Origin of the sequence: Burkholderia sp. MSMB1835, assembly GCF_001526365.1 — a bacterium.
In the GTDB taxonomy this organism is placed as follows: domain Bacteria; phylum Pseudomonadota; class Gammaproteobacteria; order Burkholderiales; family Burkholderiaceae; genus Burkholderia.
Map to the genome: position 1 here is coordinate 251,327 of NZ_LOYP01000052.1, position 23,352 is coordinate 274,678.

General features: G+C 65.5%; 13 protein-coding genes. 9 read left to right on the top strand and 4 right to left on the bottom strand.

The genetic code is table 11. The annotated features are described in order from the left end of the window. Window positions 1–69: 69 nt before the first annotated feature. Complete coding sequence (locus WS96_RS25195) at window positions 70–603, bottom strand: hypothetical protein (protein WP_059836238.1); 534 nt, start codon at window positions 601–603, stop codon at window positions 70–72. 296 nt (window positions 604–899) lie between these two features. Between WS96_RS25195 and WS96_RS25200 the strand changes: the two genes are divergently transcribed. Continuing rightward, on the top strand, window positions 900–2,147 hold the full coding sequence (locus WS96_RS25200; protein ID WP_034204688.1) for a multidrug effflux MFS transporter: 1,248 nt from the start codon (window positions 900–902) through the stop codon (window positions 2,145–2,147). 21 nt (window positions 2,148–2,168) lie between these two features. After that, window positions 2,169–2,690 (top strand): GNAT family N-acetyltransferase, encoded by a 522-nt coding sequence (locus WS96_RS25205; RefSeq protein WP_059836239.1) that lies wholly within the window; start codon window positions 2,169–2,171, stop codon window positions 2,688–2,690. Between the two features lie 44 nt (window positions 2,691–2,734). Here the strand turns inward: WS96_RS25205 and WS96_RS25210 are convergent, their stop codons facing one another. The 3 genes from WS96_RS25210 to WS96_RS25220 all read right to left on the bottom strand — a co-directional run bounded on the left by WS96_RS25210 (window position 2,735) and on the right by WS96_RS25220 (window position 11,857). Then, window positions 2,735–3,424, bottom strand: coding sequence for a hypothetical protein (locus WS96_RS25210; protein ID WP_059836241.1), 690 nt, complete (start codon window positions 3,422–3,424; stop codon window positions 2,735–2,737). A gap of 122 nt (window positions 3,425–3,546) precedes the next feature. After that, window positions 3,547–5,802 carry a penicillin-binding protein 1C gene (gene pbpC, locus WS96_RS25215; protein ID WP_059836243.1) on the bottom strand — a complete coding sequence of 752 codons (2,256 nt, stop codon included), beginning with the start codon at window positions 5,800–5,802 and terminating at the stop codon, window positions 3,547–3,549. A 10-nt stretch (window positions 5,803–5,812) separates the two neighbouring features. After that, entirely contained in the window at window positions 5,813–11,857 is a 6,045-nt protein-coding gene (locus WS96_RS25220; RefSeq protein WP_059836246.1) for an alpha-2-macroglobulin family protein, read from the bottom strand. Window positions 11,858–12,161: 304 nt separating this feature from the next. On the opposite strand from WS96_RS25220, the gene WS96_RS25225 reads away from it, so the two are divergent. From WS96_RS25225 to WS96_RS25255, 7 genes are all read left to right on the top strand, one after another. After that, entirely contained in the window at window positions 12,162–12,668 is a 507-nt protein-coding gene (locus tag WS96_RS25225) for a sugar dehydrogenase complex small subunit (RefSeq protein WP_034204693.1), read from the top strand. After that, window positions 12,668–14,287 (top strand): GMC family oxidoreductase, encoded by a 1,620-nt coding sequence (locus WS96_RS25230; protein ID WP_034204694.1) that lies wholly within the window; start codon window positions 12,668–12,670, stop codon window positions 14,285–14,287. The genes WS96_RS25225 and WS96_RS25230 overlap by 1 nt, the downstream gene beginning before the upstream one ends. Window positions 14,288–14,289: 2 nt before the next feature. Next, a complete protein-coding gene (locus WS96_RS25235; RefSeq protein WP_059836247.1) occupies window positions 14,290–15,567 on the top strand; it encodes a cytochrome c in 1,278 nt (425 codons plus the stop codon). A 174-nt stretch (window positions 15,568–15,741) separates the two neighbouring features. Then, on the top strand, window positions 15,742–16,161 hold the full coding sequence (locus WS96_RS25240; protein WP_059783321.1) for a DoxX family protein: 420 nt from the start codon (window positions 15,742–15,744) through the stop codon (window positions 16,159–16,161). 63 nt (window positions 16,162–16,224) lie between these two features. After that, window positions 16,225–17,331 (top strand): porin, encoded by a 1,107-nt coding sequence (locus tag WS96_RS25245; protein ID WP_034204697.1) that lies wholly within the window; start codon window positions 16,225–16,227, stop codon window positions 17,329–17,331. 577 nt (window positions 17,332–17,908) lie between these two features. After that, entirely contained in the window at window positions 17,909–20,413 is a 2,505-nt protein-coding gene (locus tag WS96_RS25250; RefSeq protein ID WP_059836249.1) for a type VI secretion system Vgr family protein, read from the top strand. A 61-nt stretch (window positions 20,414–20,474) separates the two neighbouring features. After that, window positions 20,475–23,348: a glycoside hydrolase family protein gene (locus WS96_RS25255; RefSeq protein ID WP_059836251.1), complete on the top strand. Its 2,874-nt coding sequence runs from the start codon at window positions 20,475–20,477 to the stop codon at window positions 23,346–23,348. The last annotated feature ends 4 nt before the right edge of the window (window positions 23,349–23,352 follow it).

Consider the following 23,352-nt stretch of genomic DNA (forward strand, 5'->3'; position numbering starts at 1 on the left):
AAAAAAACCGCCGGCAGGGGCCGGCGGTCTTGGTTTGGCGGTCGGTCGCTTGCGCGGCGCAAGCGCGCGTCAGGCCTTGATTTCAGCCCCGCGTACGGCCGGCTGTGCCGGTGCGGCCGGCGCGATCGAGCGTGTCGAAGGCTGCGCCGGCACGAGGACGACGACCGGTTCCGGCATCGCCCACAGCGGCATCGCGAAGCCGACCGTTTGCGGCATCGGCATCGCGAACGCGTTGGCGAGCGCGATGTGCTGGAGCGCCATCATTTGCTGCTGCATCGCGACCATCTGCGCCTGGGCCGCCTGCATCCGGTACTGCGCGGCCTGCAGCTGCCGCAACGCGGCCGCCGGCGGCATGCCGCCCGACGACGACGTCTGCATCTCGAAGCTCGCGCCGCCTTGCGGGCTGTGCCAGCTCCACGTGCTGACCTTCATCGGGCCGACGGCCGTCTGGACGACGCGCGTTTCGGCTTTCACGGGCACGGTCTGCCCGTCGACGTTGACGAACATCGGTTGGGCGGCGGCCGCCGCGCCGGCCTGCCCGGCCAGGGCAAACATGGGCGCCAGCGCCAGCGCGCCCGCCGCCATATACGAACGGAATCGCATCTTCGTATCTCCATCAAACGAGACTGATCGAATCAACAATGACGTGCGGCTCACGGAGTGAGCCATCCGAGACAATGCGGCCGGCGGCTTAAATCAACATTAAAATCGCGACCGGCCGGACCGACCGGCGCCCTCCGGGACGAGCCGCAACCGGTATTCAACCGCGCCCGCGCCAGGGGAATCCTGTCGCGCGGTGCAACAACAGGCACAATACGGAATTCGTCGCGACCACACGCGTGTTCGTCACTCGAACATCGACGATGCGGCACGGCTGCCTGTCCTCCTTCCCAGTCGTCATGAACGCCACGTCCACTCCCGCGCGCGAGTCGAATTCGCCGCGCTTTCTGCTGTTTCTGATCTGTCTGTTCGCGTCCGCGGGGCAGCTCGCCATCGACATCTACGTGCCCGCGCTGCCCGACATGGCCCGTTCGTTCGCGACCACGCCGCAGGCGATCCAGTCGAGCGTGTCCGGTTACATGGCGGCCTACGCGCTCGGGCAGCTGATCTTCGGGCCGATCGCCGACGCCTACGGCCGCAAGCGCGTGCTCGCGTTCGGGCTCGTGATCTACACGATCGGCTGCCTGCTGTCGCTCGGCGCGCCGAACCTCGAGACGTTCGTGCTGGCGCGCTGCCTGCAGGGCTTCGGGATCGCGACCACCAACCTGCTGGCGAAGGCGATCATCACCGATTCGTTCTCCGGCCAGGCGTTGATGCACGCGTTCACGTACATGTCGATCGCGTGGGGGCTCGCGCCGATCATCGCGCCGGTGATCGGCGCGCACCTGCAGGAATGGTTCGGCTGGCGCGCGTGCCTCGTGTTCCTGCTGGTCTACTCGCTGGCGATGTGGGCGCTGCTGTGGCGCTACCGCGAAACCTTGCCGAAGCCGGTGCATCTCGAGCCGCGCACGCTGATGGCGAACACGGGCAAGGTGCTGGCGAGCCCGGTGTTCCAGAGCTGTTTCCTCGCACAGGGGCTGTGCTACAGCATCCTGCTGGTGTTCAACATCGTCGGGCCGTTCATGGTGCAGACCACGCTGCACAAGCCGCCGACCTTCTTCGGTTATCTCGCGCTCGGCATCGGCCTCATGTATTTCCTTGGCGGCCTGTCGAACCGGATTCACGGGCGCGGGCTGCCGAGCGCCGAGCAACGGCTGCGTATCGGTGCGCGCGTGATGGCGGGCGCGTCGGTCGCGATGCTCGTGCTGGCGCTGACCGTCGGCCTGCGCGTGTGGACGCTCGCGACGCCGGTGCTCGTGATGGGCTTCTGCGCGGGCGCGATGTATCCGACGCTGATGGCCAAGGGCAATTCGTTGTTTCCGCATATCGCCGGCCTGACGAGCGCGATTCTCGGCTGTGCGCTGCTGCTCGTGTCGTCCGCGATGATGGGCCTGGCCGGCTTCGTGTCGATTCACGTGCTGACGCCGCTGGCGGTGTTCTTCGTCGCGCTGTCGTTCGTCGTGGTGTGGATGGTGACGAAGCTGCTGAGGTATCTGTCGCAGCAGCAGGCGGCGCCGGTGGTGTGCGCAAGCGAAGGGGCGGCGTAAGCGCCGGCCGGCGACCGACTCATGAACCGGATCCTGCTGAATCGCGTCGCCCGTTCCGACGCCGCCGATCTGATCGCCGCCAACCGTGCGAGCCGGCGTCATCATCTGCCGTGGGTCGATTCGTTCGTCGACCAGGCCGGGTTCGATCAATGGTTCGCCCGCTGCCTGACCGGGCCGAACGTCGGATTCGTCGCGCGCGAACGGGCGTCGGGCGCGGTGGTCGGCGTGGTGAACCTCAACGAGATCGTCGGCGGTGTGTTTCAGAGCGCTTATCTGGCGTACTACGGCATGGCGGAGGCCAGCCGCAAGGGGCTGATGACGGAAGCGTTGCGCGCGACGATCGGCGTCGCGTTCGGCGAACTCGGGCTGCACCGTCTCGAAGCGAACATCCAGCCCGGCAATCATGCATCGATCGCGCTGGTGCGACGGCTCGGGTTCAGGCAAGAGGGGTTTTCGCCGCGCTATCTGCGCATCGGCGGCGAATGGCGCGACCACGAGCGCTGGGCACTGCTGGCGGACGACGCGCGCGAAGCCGGCGCCTGACGGCCGATTTCCGTCACATCACGTCGCGTCGCATCCCGCGTCGCTTACAGCGGATGTGCGGCCCCGGCCTGCTGCAACAGCGACACGGCAATCGGATCCGGCAGCCCGTTCGGGTCGATCGCCCCCGCCTTGGCCAGCGCGACGAGATCGCTGTCGACGCCCGGTTGCCCGACCACGAACGAAGTAGTCAGGAACGCCGGCGCGGTGAGCGTGACCGCATAGCGCTGCTGCAGGTTCGTCACCACGGCCGATTGCGCGGACTGCACGGTGTCCGGGCTGTTCATCGCCCGCTGGTAGCGCAGGGTGCCCTGGAAATTGCCGATCAGCCCGGCCGTGTTCGTCCCGAGTTGCGCCGCGAGATAAACGAGCATCAGCTCGGTCTCGGGCGTCGTATTGAAGGTGCCGCCCGCGTAGGCGAGCGAATGCAGGCTCGCGCCGCCCGACGCCACGGTGATCACGCATGGCAGCGCCGCGTTGAGCGTCACACGGTAGTTGCCGCCGCCGTCCGTCAGCGTCGTGGCCGAGCCCGCCGCGCAATTGACCGTTACTTGCGCACTCGCGAGCGCGTCGCCCGTCGCGGCCGTGCCCGACAGCGAGACGGTTTGCGTGTTGTCGTTGAAGCACACGTCGACGCCGAAGCAGGCATCGCCGTTGCAGGCCTGGAGCGCGGCAAGCGTTGCAACGCACAACGCGCCCAGCGCGGGGCGGGTGAAGCGCATAAGGCGAATGTTCATGGTCGCGGGCAATCCGAGAGAATGAGGCAACCGGTGCGCGTGGGGAATGCGGCGCTGTTGTCATTCTATGTCCTGATCCGGGGAAAGCGAACACGGCCGGCCGGTCACGCCGGCGCGCCGGCTCAGGGCTTGCGCGCGGCCGGCTTCGCGAACGCGCCGCGCACCTCGAAGCCGATCGCATCCGCGACGTTGCCGCGCGCATCGACGAGTTCCAGCCGGTGCCGGCCCGGCCACGGCAGCCATGCGACGCGGTCGGCATGCCCGATCACCTTGTCGTCGAGCCGCCACGCGAATTTCGTCGCGCGCCCGGCCGAGCGCTCGAACCAGATCCGCTGGTTCTTCGGCGGAATGTCCGGGTCGATCGCGAAGATCGTGCCGTCGGTCGGCGCGCCGATCGTCAGCGGCGCACGCGCACCGTCCTTGCCCGGTGCGACGGGCGCCGCGAGCCGGATCGTGTCGACCGCCGTGCCCGCGACGAACCACTCGTTGCGAGCCGGCTCGATGTCGCGCTCGAACGCGATGCGGCGGGTCTCGACGCCGGCCGGCGCGCGCGGCGCACGGCTCGGCAGGTCGCGGTGCAGATAGCCGACGACGGCCGACCACACGGGCGACGCGCCCGTGACGCCCGACACGTCCCACATCGGCGAGCCGTCCGCATTGCCGACCCACACGCCGACCGTATAGCGCGACGTGAAACCGATGGTCCAGTTGTCGCGCATGTCCTTGCTCGTGCCGGTCTTGACCGCCGAGAAAAAGCGCGTCGCGAGCGGGTTGTCGAAGCCGAAGGTGCGCACGCGCGCGTTGTTGTCGGACAGGATGTCGGTGACGACGAAGCTGGCGGCTTCGCTGAACACGCGCGTGCCGGCGTCCGCCCGCGCGGACGCCGATGTACCGGAGGTCGACGTCGGCGCCGTGGCCGGCAGGTCGACGACCTTGCGCGCGACGCCGCCGTTCGCGAGCGCGCGGTATGCATTGGTCAGCGACAGCAGCGTGACGTCCGCGCTGCCGAGCGCGAGGCTGAAGCCGTAGTAATCGCCTTCCTGCGCGAGCGGCAGGCCGAGCGCGGTCAGCGTGCGCGCGAAGCGGTGCGGCGTGACGAGCACCAGCGTGCGCACAGCCGGTACGTTCAACGAGCCGCCGAGTGCGCTGCGCACGCTCACCCAGCCCTTGAAATCCTTGTCGTAGTTCTGCGGAATGTACAGGCCGCCGCCGGCGGCGAGATTGATCGGCGCATCGTCGAGCAGCGACGCGGCCGTCAGCCGTTTCTCGTCGAGCGCCTGCGCATAGAGGAACGGCTTGAGCGTCGAGCCGGCCTGGCGCGGCGCGACCACGGCATCGACGTCGCGCGCGCTCGACAGCGCCCCGGATGAGCCGACCCACGCGCGGATCTCGCCGGTCGCGTTGTCGATCACGACCACCGCGCCGTCCTGCACGTTGCGCCGGTGCGCGGGCGCATTGAGTTCGGTCAGCGCGCGCATCAGCGTGTCGCGCGCGAAGCGCTGCAGCGGCGCGTCGAGCGTCGTGCGGACCTGCGCGCCGGCTGCGGGTTTGACCTCCGCCGCGATGCGTCGCGCGAAGTGCGGGGCGAGGGCGGCGCCGTCCGCCGCGACGTCGTTACGCACGGCGTTGGCCGGGCGCGCGGTGACGAGCTGCACGTAACCGTCGAGCGACGCGCATGCCTGCCCGGCATGCATGTCGCGCAGGATCCGGCACGCGCGCTCGGCGACTTTCGCGGGCGCCGCGTTGGGCGCGCGCACCAGTGCCGCGGCGATCGCGGCTTCGCGCGCGTCGAGGCCGGAAGGCGCCTTGCCGAACAGCACCTGCGACAGCGCGCCGAGCCCGATCGTCTCGCCGCGGAACGGCACCAGGTTCAGATAGGCCTCGAGGATCTGGTCCTTGCGCCAGCTGCGTTCGAGCCACAGTGCGTTGACGGCCTGCGTGGCTTTCTGCGGCAGCGAGCGCTGGCCCGAGCGGCGCGGCGAATCGCCGAGCAAGCCCGCGAGCTGCATCGTGACGGTCGACGCGCCGCGCGTGCGCTCGTTCCACAGATTGCCCCACGCGGCGCCGGCAATGCCGCGCCAGTCGACGCCGCTGTGTTCGTAGAAGCGCTTGTCCTCGGACACGACGATCGCCTCGCGGAACGCGGGCGACACGTCGGCGAGCGACACCCAGTCGCCGCGCCGTTCGGCGAGGTCGACGCGCGTGCGCTGCAGCGGCGTGCCGTCGCGGGCGAGCAGCACCCAGTCGGAACTGCGCCAGTTGCGGCGCACGTCGTCGTAGCCGGGCAGCGCATGCGCGACGAGCGGCGCGGCCAGCACGACGGCGACGAATATGCGGCCGGCGAAGCGCGCCGGCCGCGACAAAGCCGGATCCATCATCGCGGTCTCGTCACTTGCCCGCGTCGGCCGGCTTCACGGTCATCGGCGGGTTCGGCCACAGGCCGTACACGGACGGTGCATACAGGGCCTCGACGCGCGTCGGCGGCAGTCCGAACGTGCCGACGTTGTTCAGCCGCACCGTGTACTCGACCGAGAATTTGCCCTTCGGCAAATAGTCGTAGTACGCGCGGTAGCCGTCGAAGTCGCGCTCGACGAACGTCGGCCACGCGCCGTCCGGCGTTTTCTCGCCCTGCGTCGCGGCTTCGGAATCGCGGCCGAGGCCCGACCCGAGGATCGTCGCACCGGCCGGGATCGGATCGTTGACGACGACCCACGTCATGTCGCTCTGTGCATCGATGTCGAGATGCACGCGTACGACGTCGCCGCGCGTCAGCACGCCGTTGACGGCGGGCGATACGGGCGTGACGGTCTTCGTGATCCGATAGCCGGCCGCGAACGGCGAGCGCAGCGGCACGGCCGCGAGGCTTTCGACGGTCGCCCACGGGCGGCCGGTGCCGTCCTGCGTGACCGACAGCGTGGCCGGCCCCTGCGACGCACGCGGCCACGGCAGCAGCACGCTGCGTGCGGCGGCCGCGCGGGTCGCGGGCGTGGCCGACGCGGGCGTGTCGGCGGGCGCGGCCGATGCCGCCTGAGACCACGAGATCGAGCGCGCGTCGCCGCCGAGCGCAACCTTCGTCGCGCCGGCGACCGGCGTGCTCTCGTAGGTTCGCGAGAAGCGCTCGACCGCGAGCAGGCCGAGCGCGTTCGACGTCGTCGTCTGCCATGCGCCCTGGCGTTGCAGCGCGAGCAGCCCGGCCGTCACGCGCGGCATCTCGTCCTTCCACGCCGGGTCGCCGGCGAATTCCAGCGCGAGACGCGCGGCGTTGGTCTCGTTGCTGGTCATCAGCCACCACAGGTCGTCGTCGCGCGCGGTCGAGAACACGAGCTGCGTGCCTTGATACGTGAGGCGCGCCCGCAGGATCTGCTCGACCTGCGCGCGTTTCTCGTCGCGTTGCGGGATGTCCTTCACGCGCGTCAGGATCGCGTGATAGTCGATCACCGCCGACGTCGGCCACTGGTTCGGCGCGATCTCGATCGAACCGAGCATGCGACCCTGCGCGGCGCCGTAGCGCGACAGCGCCTCGATCGCGGCGAGCTTGCGCAGGTCGCGATCCTGGCGCGGCGCCCACGCGTTGCGCTCGAGGCGGCCGTCGACGAAGCGCGCGAGCCCGGCTTCGAGCTGCGTGCGCAGGTCTTCCGGCAGCGCGAAGCGCGGATCGAGGCGGCTGGCTTCGTCGGACACCACGAGCAGGTACGACGACAGCGTCGGGCTGCCGTGATGCGAATCGTCCGACGACGGCGGGAAGTAGCTGGCCAGGCCGTCGCCGTCGAGGTAGACGGGCAGGCGCGCGATCAGCGCCTGCCATTGCGAGGGGTCGCGCAGCCCGATCGCACGCGACGTCTGCTGTTCGAGGCAGCGGTACGGATAGCGCTCGAACCAGCGCCGCACGCCGGGCAGGCCGTCGGCGAGCTTCGACTGCAGCGACACGGCGATGCCGCCGCGCGGTGCGCCCTGTGCGTTGCTTACCGCGCCGGCCGGGGCCGACACGGGCACCGTCAACGTGCCGTCGACCTGCGCGAGCGTCGCCTGCTGCACCGTTACCGGCAGCGCGGGCACGACCTTCTGCGCGACGGCCAGCGCGTCGGACGCGCGCTTGCCGCCTTGTTCGGCCGCCTCGATGCGCCAGTTCAGCGCACCGGCCGCATCGAGCGCCTGCTCGGGCACGGTGATCGTCCACGCGACGTCGGTCGCCGCATTCGCCGCCAGCGATACGGTTTGCGGGGCGACGTCGAGGCCCGTCACGCGCGGCGTCACGACGACCTGCATCGCGCGGTCGGTCGTGTTGCGCAGCGTGACCTGCGCGCGGAACGCGTCGCCTTCGCGCACGAGCGGCGGCAGGCCGGAGATCAGTTGCAGATCCTGCGTGCTGCGGATCGACGTGCTGCCCGTGCCGAAACGGTCGGGGCCGACCGCCGCGATCGCGACGATCCGGAAGCGCGTGAGCGCATCGTTCAGCGGCACCTCGACGGTCGCGCTGCCGTTCGCGTCGAGCGTCACGCGCGGGTTCCACAGCAGCAGGGTATCGAACAGCTCGCGGGTCGGCGCGCTGCCGCCGCCGCCGCCGGCCGGCACGGCCTTGCGGCCGAAGTGGCGGCGGCCGACGATTTCCATCTGCGCGGTGGCCGTCTCGACGCCGTACGCACGCCGGCGCAGCATCGCGTCGAGCAGGTCCCAGCTGTCGTTCGGCATCAGTTCGAGCAACGCTTCGTCGACGGCCGCGATCGCGATCTGCGTGCCGGCCGGTGCCGGCTGGCCGTTCGGCAGCGTGACCTTCACGTGCGCCTGCGCCTTGCTGCGGACCGTGTAGCGCGTCGCGTCGGTCGTCACGGTCACGCCGAGACGGTGAACGCCGGTGCCGACCTTGATCTCGCCGAGGCCGTAGCGGAACGCGGGCTTCGACAGGTCGACGAACGCGGTCGGCGCCTCGTAGTGGCGGCCTTCGCGCCAGAACGCGCGCGCCCATTCGACGGGCGCCTTCCAGCCCCACGTGAAGAACGAGTACCACGGCACCTCGCGAATCCGGCCGCGCAGCGCGAGCACCGACACGTAGACGTTCGGCCCCCACGATTCGCCGACCTTCAGGTCGACGGTCGGATTCTTGCCGTTCAGCTCGACGATGTGCGTTTCCATCACGCCGCCGCGCTCGACCGCGACGAGCGCGGTCGCGTAGCGGAACGGCATGCGCACCTGGAAGCGGGCCGTTTCGCCCGGTTCGTACGAGGTCTTCTCGGGGATCACGTCGATCCGGTCGGTGTTGTCGCCGCCGAACCAGAGTTCGTCCTCGCGCGTGACCCATACCGACGTCGACGCATTCGACGTACGGCCGTCGCCGTCCTTCGCGACCGCGATCAACTGCACGTTGCCGGCCTGCTCGAGCGTCGCGTCGCAGGCCATGCGGCCCTTGTCGTCGGTCTTGCCCGAGCACAGCACGCCGAGGTCGCGCGTGTCGCTCTTGTTGTCGTACGCATAGAACCCGCCGACCATCCGCTTGCGCGACGACGTCGTGATGCGCGCGACGCCCTTGATCTCGATCGGCACCGACGCGCGCGGCTTGCCCTGCAGGTCGACCGCCAGTGCCTGCACCGGCACGCGCTGCCCGACCGACACCCAGCGGCCGGCCTTGATGCCGGCCGCCACCGCGGCCGGCCACAGGATCGTGTCGCCGCGAATCGTCTGCACTTCGCCGTTCGGATCGGCGAAGGTCGCCTCCAGCGCGATGCGCTTCGGCGCGTCGACGTCGGGCAGGCCCTTGAGCGTGACCGCGCCCGCGCCGTTGCGATCGAGCGTCAGCGGCAGCTTGTCGGCGATCAGCTTCGTCGCGTCGGGATCGTTGTTCGACGACAACGCGTGGTCGTCGTCCTGCGAATCGTCGTCGGCATTGCCGTCGCTCGTGTCGGGGCGATACGGCGTGAAGCTGAAATCCTCGAAACGGTCCGCGAACGGCGGCGACGCCCATTTCATCAGCGCCGACACCTGCACGGGCAGGTTCGATGCGCCGCCGCCCGACACGTAGTCGATCTGCACCGCGAGCGGCGCTTCCTTCACGGCGACGAGCGGGCTCTTCTGCGCGTCGCGCGCGCCGATCGAGCCTTTCAGCACCGGCAGGCGGAACGCCTCGACGCGGAAGCTGCCGCTGTAATAGGTGGCGGTCGGCGCGTCTTCCGGGCCGCCTTCGAGTTCGACGCTGTACTCGCCGAGCTTCGCGGCGGCCGGCAGCGTGAACTGCGAGTCCGCGCTGTGGTCGGCCGCCCACGTGAGCGGCAGCTTGTACGTCTGGCCCGTGCCGAGATGGCGGATCGTCATGCGCGTCGGGTATTGCGACGGGAACGCGAGGCTCTGCAGCGTCTCGGTGCGGATGAAATGCTTCATCGACACGGTTTCGCCGGCGCGCAGCAGCGTGCGGTCGAACACCGTATGCGCGCGCACGGTCGGTGCGCTGTCGGTATCGGTCGGCACGTTGAAGCGCCACGATTCGATCCCGCGGTTCCAGCCCGAGCTGACGAACGCCATGTCGGGGCCCGTCTTCGGATCGTCGACGCGCGCCGACACGAAATAGTCGTCGAAGCGTTGCTCCGACGAGCTGCACGCGCGCCTCGGCTCGAACGGCCCGTCGATCTTCAGCAGGCCCTGCGCGTCGGTCTTGCCGGCCGCGATTTCGTCGCCGTTGCAGTCCGACACGCGGATCTGCGCATTCGGCACCGGCTTGCCCTTGTCGAGCGTCGTGACCCACACGAGGTTGTTCTCGCGGCCCTGTTTCAGGTGCACGCCGAGGTTCGTGACGAGCACGGTGGTGCGCACGTACATGCTCGACGGCTTCGCGAGCAGCGAGCGGCCGAGCGCGGGCGACGCGAGTTCGAGCACGTAGAAGCCGGGCTTGTCGATCGGCACGCCGACCACTTCGAACGGGCGCAGCGTCTTCGGGTCGGCCTTCGGCAGCGTCAGCACCTGCGCGCCGGGCTCGCCCGTCAGCAGCGACAGCGAGCGCACGTCGATGCGGCGGTCTCGCGGCGCGGGCTGTTTCTCGCCGGCCGCGAGCGGCACGTAGACGGGGTGTTGGCCCTTGCGTGCGAGCAGGCCGGGCAACTGATCGTCGATCGAGCCGGCCGTCATCGACCAGTTGTCGAAGCGATCGACGGTGCGCATCCATTGGCGAATCGCGGTGTCGTTCTCGACCTTCAGGTTCGCGAATTGCGCGCCGCCCGCATTGAGGCCGGCGATATGCAGGTCGGCCTCGACGTTGCGCAGCGTGACGGGCACGAGCGCGGGCGTACCGGGTTCGGCAAAGCGCTCGACGATCCCGAACGTGCCCGACGAGAATTTCGCGAGCGGCGGCATCGGCGCGGTGCGCGTCGCGAGGGGGAACAGGTCGGCGTTGGACAGCGGCCGGTCGGTCACGTCGTGCAGGCCCGACGGCAGCTCGACGGTCAGCGCGGCCTGCGCGGGCAGCGGCGGGTTGAACGTGACGGTCGTCACTTCCTCGCTGCGATCGTCGGCCGCGAAGGTCGGTGACAGCGAACCGTCGGGGCCGCGCAGCTTGATCGCGTCGGCCTGCTTGCGCGAGATAGGCGCGTTGAACGACAGCGTGAGCGGGCGCAGCGGCGTGCAGGGCGCCTTCGCGTTCTCGCGTTCGCACGAGAAGCTCGCGGCGAACGGTGCGCGCACGGTGAAATCGAAACGCCGTTCGGTTTCGTTCGCGATGCCGCTCGGGCTCGCGACGCCCTTGCCGTACACCAACTGCACCTTCGCGCTCGCCGGCAGCGCCTGCGAGCACGACAGCGTCAGCACGCGCGCCGCCTCCTTCTTCAACCCGAAATGATCGAGCAGGGCGTTGCGCGTATCGTCGTCGGCCGCCGCGACGGGAATGCGGTTGCCGATGCCGGCCGCTTCGCACCAGATGTTCGCGAGCGCCGAGCGCGGCTCGGCCGGGCCGTTCAGCTTCATCACGAAGACCTGCCGCTCCTCGATCTCGCGGGAGCCGGGGCGCACCGACACCGGAAACGGGCCGCCCGTCTGGAACGTGAAGCGACGCGGGCCGCTGACCGCATTGCCCGCGACCGAACGCAGCGTGTCGTTGAGCGCGACCGAGCAGCGTACGCCGGGCGGCAGGTCGCTTTCGAAATCGTAAACCCAGGTCTTGTCGTCGAGCCAGTGGCCCTGGCCGCGTGCGGCCGCCGAATCGTTGCAGCTCATGCGCGCCGGATTCGGCGCGGAGGCCGAGCCGAAGGCGACCATCGGTTCGTCGAACTTGACGACGCTCTGCCGGACTTCGGTGACGGTGCCTTGCGGCGACACGCTCACCGTGCGCGCCGCGCCCGCATGCAGCGACAGCGCCGCGGCGCCGCCGAGCGCCGCGACGGCGCCGATGCGCCAGAGCAGCCGGGTCGGGTGGTTGGTTCGATGCTTTTGTTTGTTGTGCTTGTCGCGCTGCTTCATCGCTCGATTGCCCTCGGAGGGAAGCTTTCTGTTTGATTGCACGGGATTCTAACCGACCGTCATGCGCGCGCAGCACGGCGTGCAGTGTGTCGCCGGCGCGCGACACGGCGGTGCGTGCCGCAGATTTGTCGCGTCGACGACACAAAAATGCAGCGAAATGTCGATTGTCACGGATTGCGGAACATTAAATGGACTATAAAAAGATTGTTTGATCCGGCGTGTGCGCGTACATTGCAGGTCCGCGCCAATGTTTGAGAAATATCAAGCGTGGTTTTCCCGAATCCGGTGTTCGAGAGAAGGAAACATGCACAACGACAACACCCCCCAATCGCGTCGTGACAACGACGCAGCCGCAACCGGCATCACGCGGCGTCAATGGCTGCAGGGCGCACTGGCGCTGACGGCGGCGGGCCTCACGGGCTCGCTGGCGTTGCGGGCCCTGGCCGACGATCCCGGCACCGCGCCGCTTGATACGTTCATGACGCTTTCCGAAGCATTGACCGGCAAGAAAGGGCTGAGCCGCGTCACCGGCCAGCGCTATCTGCAGGCCTTGCAGAAGGGCTCGTTCAAGACGGCCGACAGCCTGCCGCAGCTCGCCGGCGCGCTCGCATCCGGCTCGCTGAATCCCGACCAGGAATCGCTCGCACTGACGATTCTCGGCGCGTGGTATCTCGGCATCGTCGACAACGTCGTGATTACCTACGAAGAAGCATTAATGTTCAGCGTGGTGTCCGATACGCTCGTGATCCCTTCGTATTGCCCCAACAAACCCGGCTTCTGGGCCGAAAAACCGATCGAGAGGCAAGCCTGATGGCCGATACCGATACGCAAAAAGCCGACGTCGTCGTCGTCGGATCGGGTGTCGCCGGCGCGATCGTTGCACACCAGCTCGCGATGGCGGGCAAGTCTGTGATCCTGCTGGAAGCCGGCCCGCGCATGCCGCGCTGGGAAATCGTCGAGCGCTTTCGCAACCAGCCCGACAAGACCGATTTCATGGCGCCGTACCCGTCGAGCCCGTGGGCCCCGCATCCGGAATACGGCCCGCCGAACGACTACCTGATCCTGAAGGGCGAGCACAAGTTCAACTCGCAGTACATCCGCGCGGTGGGCGGCACGACGTGGCACTGGGCCGCGTCGGCGTGGCGCTTCATCCCGAACGACTTCAAGATGAAGACCGTGTACGGCGTCGGTCGCGACTGGCCGATCCAGTACGACGACCTCGAGCATTACTACCAGCGTGCCGAGGAAGAACTCGGCGTGTGGGGCCCGGGCCCCGAGGAAGATCTGTACTCGCCGCGCAAGCAGGCGTATCCGATGCCGCCGCTGCCGTTGTCGTTCAACGAGCAGACCATCAAGAGCGCGCTGAACGGCTATGACCCGAAGTTCCACGTGGTGACCGAGCCCGTCGCGCGCAACAGCCGCCCGTACGACGGCCGGCCGACCTGTTGCGGGAACAACAATTGCATGCCGATCTGCCCGATCGGCGCGATGTACAACGGCATCGTCCACGTCGAGAAGGCCGAGCAGGCCGGCGCGAAGCTGATCGACAGCGCGGTGGTCTACAAGCTCGAGACCGGGCCGGACAAGCGCATCGTCGCCGCGATCTACAAGGACAAGACGGGCGCCGACCATCGCGTCGAGGGCAAGTACTTCGTGCTCGCCGCGAACGGCATCGAGACGCCGAAGATCCTGCTGATGTCCGCGAACCGCGATTTCCCGAACGGCGTCGCGAACAGCTCGGACATGGTCGGGCGCAACCTGATGGACCACCCGGGCACCGGCGTGTCGTTCTACGCGAGCGAGAAGCTGTGGCCGGGCCGCGGCCCGCAGGAGATGACGTCGCTGATCGGTTTCCGCGACGGCCCGTTCCGCGCGACCGAAGCCGCGAAGAAGATCCACCTGTCGAACATGTCGCGCATCAACCAGGAGACGCAGAAGATCTTCAAGGCCGGCAAGCTGATGAAGCACGAGGAGCTCGACGCGCAGATCCGCGACCGTTCCGCACGCTACGTGCAGTTCGACTGCTTCCACGAAATCCTGCCGCAACCCGAGAACCGCATCGTGCCGAGCAAGACGGCCACCGACGCGATCGGCATCCCGCGCCCCGAGATCACGTATGCGATCGACGATTACGTGAAACGCGGCGCCGTGCACACGCGCGAGGTCTACGCGACGGCCGCGAAAGTGCTCGGCGGCACCGACGTCGTGTTCAACGACGAGTTCGCGCCGAACAACCACATCACGGGCGCGACGATCATGGGCGCGGATGCACGCGACTCGGTCGTCGACAAGGACTGCCGCACGTTCGACCATCCGAACCTGTTCATTTCGAGCAGCTCGACGATGCCGACCGTCGGTACGGTGAACGTGACGCTGACGATCGCGGCGCTCGCGCTGCGGATGTCGGACACGCTGAAGAAGGAAGTCTGACCGTGCGGAAATCTACTCTCACCTTCCTCCTCGCCGGCTGCCTCGCGCTGCCCGGCCTCGCACGCGCGGCCGATTCGGCCGATCCGGCGCAGGTCAAGCGCGGCGAATATCTCGCGGTCGCGGGCGACTGCATGGCGTGCCACACCGCGAAGGGCGGCAAGCCGTTCGCGGGCGGCCTCGGCATGCCGGTGCCGATGCTCGGCAAGATCTATACGAGCAACATCACGCCCGATCCCGATACGGGCATCGGCACCTGGACGTTCGACGACTTCGAGCGTGCGGTGCGTCACGGCGTGTCGAAGAACGGCGACAACCTGTACCCGGCGATGCCGTACGTGTCGTACGCGAAGATCAACGACGACGACGTGCAGGCGCTGTACGCGTACTTCATGCACGGCGTGGAACCGGTCAAGCAGGCGCCGCCGAAGAACGAGATCCCCGCGCTGCTGAGCATGCGCTGGCCGCTGAAGATCTGGAACTGGCTGTTCCTGAAGGACGGCGTCTACCAGCCGAAGCCGGCGCAGAGCGCCGAGTGGAACCGCGGCGCGTATCTCGTGCAGGGCCTTGCGCACTGCAGCACGTGCCACACGCCGCGCGGCATCGCGATGCAGGAGAAGTCGCTCGACGAAACGGGCGGCAGCTTCCTGTCGGGCTCGGTGCTCGCGGGTTGGGACGGCTACAACATCACGTCCGACCCGAACGCGGGGATCGGCGGCTGGACGCAGCAGCAACTCGTCCAGTACCTGCGCACCGGCAGCGTGCCGGGCCTCGCGCAGGCGGCCGGCCCGATGGCCGAGGCGATCGAGCACAGCTTCTCGAAGATGACCGAAGCCGACATCGGCGCGATCTCGACGTACATCCGCACGGTGCCGGCCGTGGCCAGCGGCGACGCGAAGCAGTCGCGCTCGTCGTGGGGCAAGCCGGCCGAGGACGGCCTGAAGCTGCGCGGCGTCGCACTCGCGTCGTCGGGCATCGATCCGGCACGGCTGTATCTCGGCAACTGCGCGACCTGTCACCAGATGCAGGGCAAGGGCTCGCCGGACGGTTACTACCCGCCGCTGTTCCACAACTCGACGGTCGGTGCGTCGAATCCGACCAATCTCGTGCAGGTGATCCTGAACGGCGTGCAGCGCAAGGCCGGCAGCGAGGACGTCGGGATGCCGGCGTTCCGCCACGAGTTGTCGGATGCGCAGATCGCCGCGCTGACGAACTACCTGACCGGGCAGTTCGGCAATCCGGCCGCGAAGGTGACCGAGCAGGACGTCGCGAAGCTGCGCTGACGCGGCACGGCGACGAAGCAGGGCGACAACGTAAAAGAGGAGGAGCACAGCACATCGGGCGGGCCCCGATGCCGGTTGTTGCAGAGCGGGGCGAGCGGCGCGGATGGCCGTCCGACCCGGTTCACAGGCAATCCGGTGCGTGCGATAGCGCGCATCGTTTTCGTTGATCACACCATGACACCGAATCAACCGTTTCTCGCGTCCCAGCGCGATGTGCTGCTGCTGCTTGCCCGAATCCTGATCGTGATCCTGTTCGTGATGTTCGGCTGGAAGAAGATTATCGACTTCTCCGGTACGATCGCGTTCATGGGTAGCGAGGGCGCGCCGGCGCCGATCATCTCGGCGGCGATCTCCGTCGTGATGGAGCTGTTCGTCGGGATTGCGATCCTCGTCGGCTTCCAGACGCGGCCGCTCGCCCTGTTGCTTGCGCTGTATACGATCGGCACCGCCGTTATCGGTCACCACTACTGGACGATGACGGGCGGCGAGCAGATCAACAACATGATTCATTTCTACAAGAACATCGCGATCTCGGGCGGCTTGCTCGCGCTCTGCGCGGCCGGCCCCGGACGTTTTTCGCTCGATCGCGGATAAGCAGACCCGAGGCGCGTGCATGGGGCGCGCGTCGGACGGTCGAGACTTCGAGGGGGCATCATTTTGCGACTCAAATACTTCGCATGGCTGATTGCGGCCGCCACGCCGGCGGCCGCGTTTGCACAGACGAGCGTCACGCTGTACGGCCGGATCGACGGCGGCGTCGAATACCTGAACCACATCGCGAAGCCGAACGGCGGCAGCGGGACGCGCTGGAGCGCGGAAAGCGGCGACTGGGGCACCAGCATGTTCGGGTTGAAGGGCGTCGAGGATCTCGGCGGCGGGCTGTCGACGGTGTTCAACCTGGAAACCGCGTTCCAGGTGATGAACGGCCAGACGGGCGGCGGACGCATGTGGTCGCGGCGCGCGTACGTCGGGTTGAAGAGCAACACGTGGGGCCAGTTGCAGGCCGGCCGCAACCTGTTCATCGACAGCGACGGCGTGTGGGAATTCGATCCGTTCGTCCAGCAGGCGTTTTCGTCGGCGTCGCTCGTGCGTGGCCGCAACTGGCAGCAGACCAGCAACAACATCGAATATCACAGCCCGGTGATCGGCGGCTTCGACGTGCAGGCGCAATACGCGTTCGGCAACCAGTCACGCGGCTTCAACTACGGCGCGGCCGACGATTTCGGCCGCTCGGACGGGATCATGATCTCGTACCACTCGCCGGTGCTCGATGTGCGCGGCATCTACGACGAACTGCGCGACAACAACGGCAAGTTCAGCAATATCTTCACCGCGTCGCGTGAGTACTTCGTCGGCGCGAACGTGAAGGTGTCGAAGTTCAAGATCCAGGGGGCGTATACGCACTACCAGGCGCCGGACAGCCCGGCCGGTGTTGCGGATCGTGCCGATCACTACTGGCTCGGCGCGACCTATTCGGCGACGCCGCAGTGGGCCGTGACGGGCGGCGGGTATTACGTGAAGGTGGGTGACGGCGGCGGCGATGCGTCGCACGACCCGTCGGGGCACGCGATGATGTACGTGCTCGGCACCACGTACAACCTGTCGAAACGCACGTTCCTGTACGGCACGGTCGCGTATGTGCGCAACGGCGGGAATTCGAACTTCTCGCTGCTCGCGACGCCGCGTGACGCAACGTCGGGGACGAGCCCGATGACGGGCGAGTCGCAGACGGGTGCGTATGTGGGGATGATGCATACGTTCTGAGAGGGGCGGTTTGCGTAGGTGAAAGAGGCTCGGGTGATCGAACCCGAGCCTTTTGCGTTTACAGCGCTTGCGAAGCGTTGTGGCAAGCATATTGATGTCGGTGGGTGGAATCGGAGGCATCGTGTCGGCCGCGGCATTTCCGATGTAGCTGCTGCACGTTGCTCGACTATCGATTAGCTGGCAGAGAGCGCATGGCTTGCATGAGCATTGCGTTGCGGGGCGTCTGCGCTCGATGGCTTCACGGTTTTTGACGTTTATGGGCTGAAAGCTTCAAGGTAAACGACGGTTATTCGATTTATCGCTATCTGGCTCCGGCCCGGGCTACAGCCCCACGGGCAGCGTGCCTGTGCTACCTGACGATCTCGTTGTGCTCGAAAGCGTGACGTAAGTTGCATCCGGGTTGGATTTAACATGATGAATTCCAGCTCGGTCCGGTGTGCGGCTTGAATCGTGTCTATGCCGAAGGTCCCAGCATCGGCTGGAAGGTTCTGGGTCTTTTCCTCTTTCGACGAGATACCACTCTGCCGCCCGCGCTGCCCGGCGGCCGTTTTGTTACAACACGGTACGGGGTAGCCTGATGGTTTCCAATCTCCTGAACAAGGCACTGCGCACGCAATACGTGCAACACGGACGAATTGTCCGCCTCGATACCTCGCTTGGCGAAGACTGGTTGGTCCCGCTTTATGTCCGGGGGCGCGCATGTCTTGGCCGAGACTTCGAATTCACGATCGACGCAACGTCGACGCGGCTCGAAACGATTCCGGCGAAGGCGCTGATCCGGCAATCCGTGACGCTGTGGATCCGGCAAACGGACGGCAGCGAAATGCCGATTCACGGTTATGTGACTGCGTTCAGCCGCTTGGGCGGGGACGGAGCCAACACCTACTACCAGCTCCGTTTCAATTCGTTCCTCGCACTGCTGCGCCTCGGCAGTGACCGGCGCGACTGGATCGAGACGCCTGCGCAACAAACCGTGTCCGATGTGCTTGGGAAGTATCCGCAGGCGGCTGGTAACTTTACTTGGCAACTGCGTCAATCGTTGCGCTCGTATTCTCAGCGAATGCAATGGGAATCCGACTGGAATTACGTCCACCGTACCTTTGAAGAACTCGGCCTTTTTCCGCGTTTCGATATCGCGCAGGACGGCAAGTCGCACAAGGTCGTCATCATGGACGATCTTTTCTCGATTCCCGAATTGGAGCACAAGACCATTTCGTTTAGCCGCTCGGTACAAGACGAGGAATTCGACGGCCTGAGTGAGTGGATCGACTCGCAAGAAATCCAGTCGGCCGAACTCGACACGGGCACGTTCGATTACAAACGTCCGGACCTTTCGAAACACGTCACGATGCCCGCGTTCGATCTTGACGATGTACCGGGCTTGGGCGAGCAGTACGAATACACGGGGTCGCATACGTGGTCCGATCGCGACATGGGCGAGGCTCAGGCAAACATTGTCACCGAAGAATGGCGCTCACGGGCGCAACGCTTCTACGGTGTGGGCGCACTGCGTTGCGCATGGCCTGGTCGCTATGGCCTGCTGACCGGGCACCCTGTGCACGATGCGCAGCCGGAACAGGATCGCGAGATGGCGATTCTTTCCGTGAACTGGCTCATCCAGAATAACGTGCCGGGTCTTGAGAACCTGAGGCGTTTTCGCAAGAGCGTGCGCGCAGAGGTCGAGCAAGCGCGTGCGAACGGTGCAGGCTCGGCAGTACGCCATGACGACGGCGGTGTCGGATTCTTCCACGTCGAAATCGAAGCGCAACGGCGTCGCGTCGCGTTTCGCAGTCCGTTCGAACACAAGAAGCCCGTCATGCAGCTTCAGACGGGCATCGTCGGTGGGCCGGACAATGAAGAAATCTATACGGATGCGATGTTGCGGGCGAAGGTTCGGCTGACGTCCAACCGACTCAATGACGGCGACCAGAACGTATCGGCGTGGATACGCGCGGCGATGCCCGACGCGGGGCACAAGCGCGGCGGCATGTTTCCGCTGCGCAAGAACGACGAAGTTTTGATCGGCTTCATCAACGGTGATTGCGATCGCCCCGTGATCCTGTCGAGAATGCACGGCGGCGAAAGCATGCCGGAATGGCACACGCACGGGCTGACCTCCGGCTTGCTGTCGCGCGAATATGGCGGTGAAGGTTATAACCAGCTGATGATGGACGACGCCAGCGGGCAGAACCGCGTGCACTTGTACTCGACGAGTTATAGCTCGCATCTGCATCTGGGCTATCTGATCCAGCACTCGAGCAACACGCGTGGTGCGTTCATCGGGCAGGGCTTTGACCTCAAGTCATTGGGCTACGGTGCGGTGCGCGCCGAACAGGGCCTGTATGTGTCGACGCAACCCGCGGCGACCCAACCGCTGAGTGTGACGGCAGCGTCCGAACAGCTTACCCGCGCCGAAGCGATGCTGGCGACGACGTCGAAGGCGAGCCAGACGAATCGGGCGCAGAGTCAGCAAGACGGCCACGATGCACTGAAAACTTTCACGGACGCAACGCAGCACCCGGTGGCCGGCACGACCAAGGGCGGCCGCACGGCAGGCGGCGGCACGGGCAACGCGAACGGCTTCGCGAAGCCGATCATGCTGCTGTCGAGTCCGGAAGGCATTGCCGCATCGACGCAAGGGTCGGTGCATATCACGGCAAACAAGCAAACGAATGTGGTCGCCGGAGAGGACATCAACCTCGCAGCCGGACGGGCGTTGCTCGCCAGTGTGTTGGAGCAAATCAGCCTGTTTGCGGAAAAACTCGGAGTCAAGATCTACGCGGCGAGCGGCCCGATAGATCTTCAGGCCCAGAACGATTCGATGAGTTTGGCTGCTTCGCAAGATGTGAAGATTACGGCGGGCAAGAAGATGTATCTGTCGGCCGATGAAATCTGGATCGGTGCAAACGGCACGTATATCAAGCTGACGGCGAACATGATCGAGAACGCAACGTCGGGCCAGATTGTAGAAAAGTGCGCGAATTGGGAGAAAGCGGGAGCCGCAAGCGGCACGCTGAAAAACCCGCTGCATTCGTCGCCGGTATCGGCCGACGGCGGGCGTTTCACAGTGTTCTCCGGTTAAGCCGTGCGGCGGCATCGTTCCACTACAAAAAATCCTGAAAACCGAATCCGAGTCGGGAATCATGAGCAAGACAACGCCTAAAAAAAAGCACCATCCGCCGGCCGCTCCAAATTCGGCCCCCAACCCTGCCGAACCGGCGGATACGTCGCTGAGCTGGGCCTACCCCTTTACGCCGGTAGGCAAGGACGACGCGGCTGACCCGATGACCTATTTCAGGGCGCTGGCGAAGTGTGAAAACGGCTTTTATCCGCTCGGCGTCAGCGGCATGTGGCACGGTGGCGTGCACTTCGCCGACGGTAGCGCGGAAATGCTGAAGCAGGACAGCGGCGTGCGTGCGATTGCGGACGGCAAAATCGTGGCGTACCGGCTGAACACGAAATACGAGGAAACGCAGTACCCGGACAACAGTCTGGCGCACTTCTCGACGGGCTTTGTACTGGTCCGGCATGAACTGAAATTACCGCCGAAACCTGCCCCGAAGGAACCCGCGAAACCGGCTCCGGCATCGGCCCCCGCATCGGCTCCCGCGCCTGCATCGACTAACGCCACGCCTCCGGTACCGGTACCAGCCGACAATCCGTCGTCCAATAGCAAAGACAAATCCCTCGTGTTCTTCAGCCTGTACATGCACACGATGGATTGGGAAACCTATCAAAAGGGGATGGGGCAAGCAAAAACGGACCGGCATCCGGATCAGCCACTTCCGTCACCGATGTCGTATTGGGAGGGCGACCGGTACTATCGGGTGGGCGACAAGGCGAAGGACAAGCAAGCCGTTCCGAAGCCGAAAGCGCCTGCGCAGCCGCCCGCGACACGGACCGATGGGGCCGACGATCTGCCTATCAACAACACGAACCGGAACGAACCGCCGCCCGCAGATAGCGATCAAGATGTCACCCCTCCGGCGCCGGAAACAGGCTTGCACATTCGAGAGTTGCCGAACGGAAAGAGCAAGATTATCGGCGTGTTGCCGACCGGGGCGGAAATCATTGCGGGCGAAGGCGACCCTGCACACCCGGACTGGATCAAGATCAAGGCCATAAAATCGGGCACGGTTTTGTCTGCCGAAGTGGGTAAGCCGGTCTCCCCTCAAGCACAGTGGAGCTACGTGTTCAAAGGAGAACTGGACGCCGTTGTCGATCCGAAACCGCTTGATACGGTCGTGATCCTGAAGGAGCCGCAGCGCGTCAAGGCAGGCGAAGTCGTCGCGCATGTCGGTCAGTATCAATGGCCCATGAAGGCCAGTCCGATACCGCCGAAGCCGAACTACCCGATGTTGCATCTCGAAGTGTTCGCGGGGCCGGACCTGAAAGATTTCATTGATCAGAGCCGTGCGCGTGCGAAAGAACTGAACGATAAAAACAAACCGCTTCTGGAAATCGAGCCGGGGGCCAAGCTGGTAAGCGAAGTGCCCGCGCCGGATCAGAAGCTGACCCAATCCGGGTTGAAGCTCGTGCCGATAGGCGATGCAAAGGGTTCGCGCTGGATCAAGGTTCAGCCGAAGAGCGTGACGACTGTACCCGCGAAAGGCAAGCAGAAGGCCAAGCAAAACTTCGCAGACGTTGGGAAACCGATGTGGGTTGAAAGTACTCTTGCGAACACGATCAGCACGGCGAATGTTGCGGGATGGCAGAACTTTCCCCTGGACGTTTCCAAGGCGAACGGGCCGGGAGCGGACTTCCGGGACGTGTTGCGTCGTCCCGAACTTGACAAGCTCGATGAGGGTAATATCGCGGTCGATGACAAGGGCCATCATTGGTGGAACGTCACGATTGGTTCGAAGGACGGCTCCGCTCTCACTGGCTGGGTGTGCGACACCGATCACCCGCACGTACAGTGGCGTAGTCCTTGGGAGTGGCCGGGTTTCGAATTGATCGACAACGGCAGTGTCAGCCCTGCCGACATGTTCAAACGCCATATCCATACGACCGAGCAATATATGGCGGACGAGGAAGGGACCGAGTTTATGGGGGAATCGGCGAAGGTCAACGCTGGCGAACTCATCACTAAGCTCGAAAAGGCGATCGATACGGACCACGACGGGAAGGTGACGGCGAAGGAACTGAAGCACGCACTGGAAACGCGGTGGATGGCCGAAGCGGTGTCGCATCTTGTGGTGCGCAATGAAACCGAATGGGGGGGCGGTCTGGGCAAGTGGGAAGAACTCAGCCCGCTCATGCAGAAGCAGACCGAGATGTGGAAGACGGAGCTTGATCGACTCGCGAAGCTTCAGTGGTGGGAGCAAATCAAGGGTGTCGATGGCTTCCCGTCGGACCTTTCGCCGTGGCACCTCCATCCGATCGGGTTGATCGGCAATTTTATGACAAGCGGCGAACCTGCAACGACGATTTCGGATGACGGCATCTATTTTATCTTTATGCAAGAACATCTTGAAGGCACGACCAATAAATTGCACTGGCCGGGCGGTGCAAGTGGCGTAACCTTGGGTGCCGGTTATGACATGAAGGCGAGGACAGCCGAAAGCGTCGTTGCGGACATGAAAGCAATTGGGCTGGATGATGCAACAGCGACCGCGATCTCAGGTGGTGCGGGTCTTGAAGGTCAGGCCGCGCGAGATTTCTGCAAGAAAAATCTGAATGTCGTCAACCTAAGCGATGATAAACAAGTTGAACTCCTTCATAAGACTGTTCCTGCATATGTTCGAATGGTTAATAAGGCAGTGACAGTGAAATTAACGCAAACCGAATTCGATGCACTCGTAAGCTACGCATATAATCCCGGCGGAGGTTGGTCTAAGGTAACCGACATGATCAATCGTGGTCAAACTTCAGAAGCGATGACACAAATCGGCAAATACGTGTACTCTGGCGGTGAAATTTTTGATGGCCTAGTGAAGCGACGTAAGGACGAAGTAACGCTTTACACCATTGGGCGCTATGAGTTTCAGGGGCGGTCTATACAGTCTAAAAAATAATAGA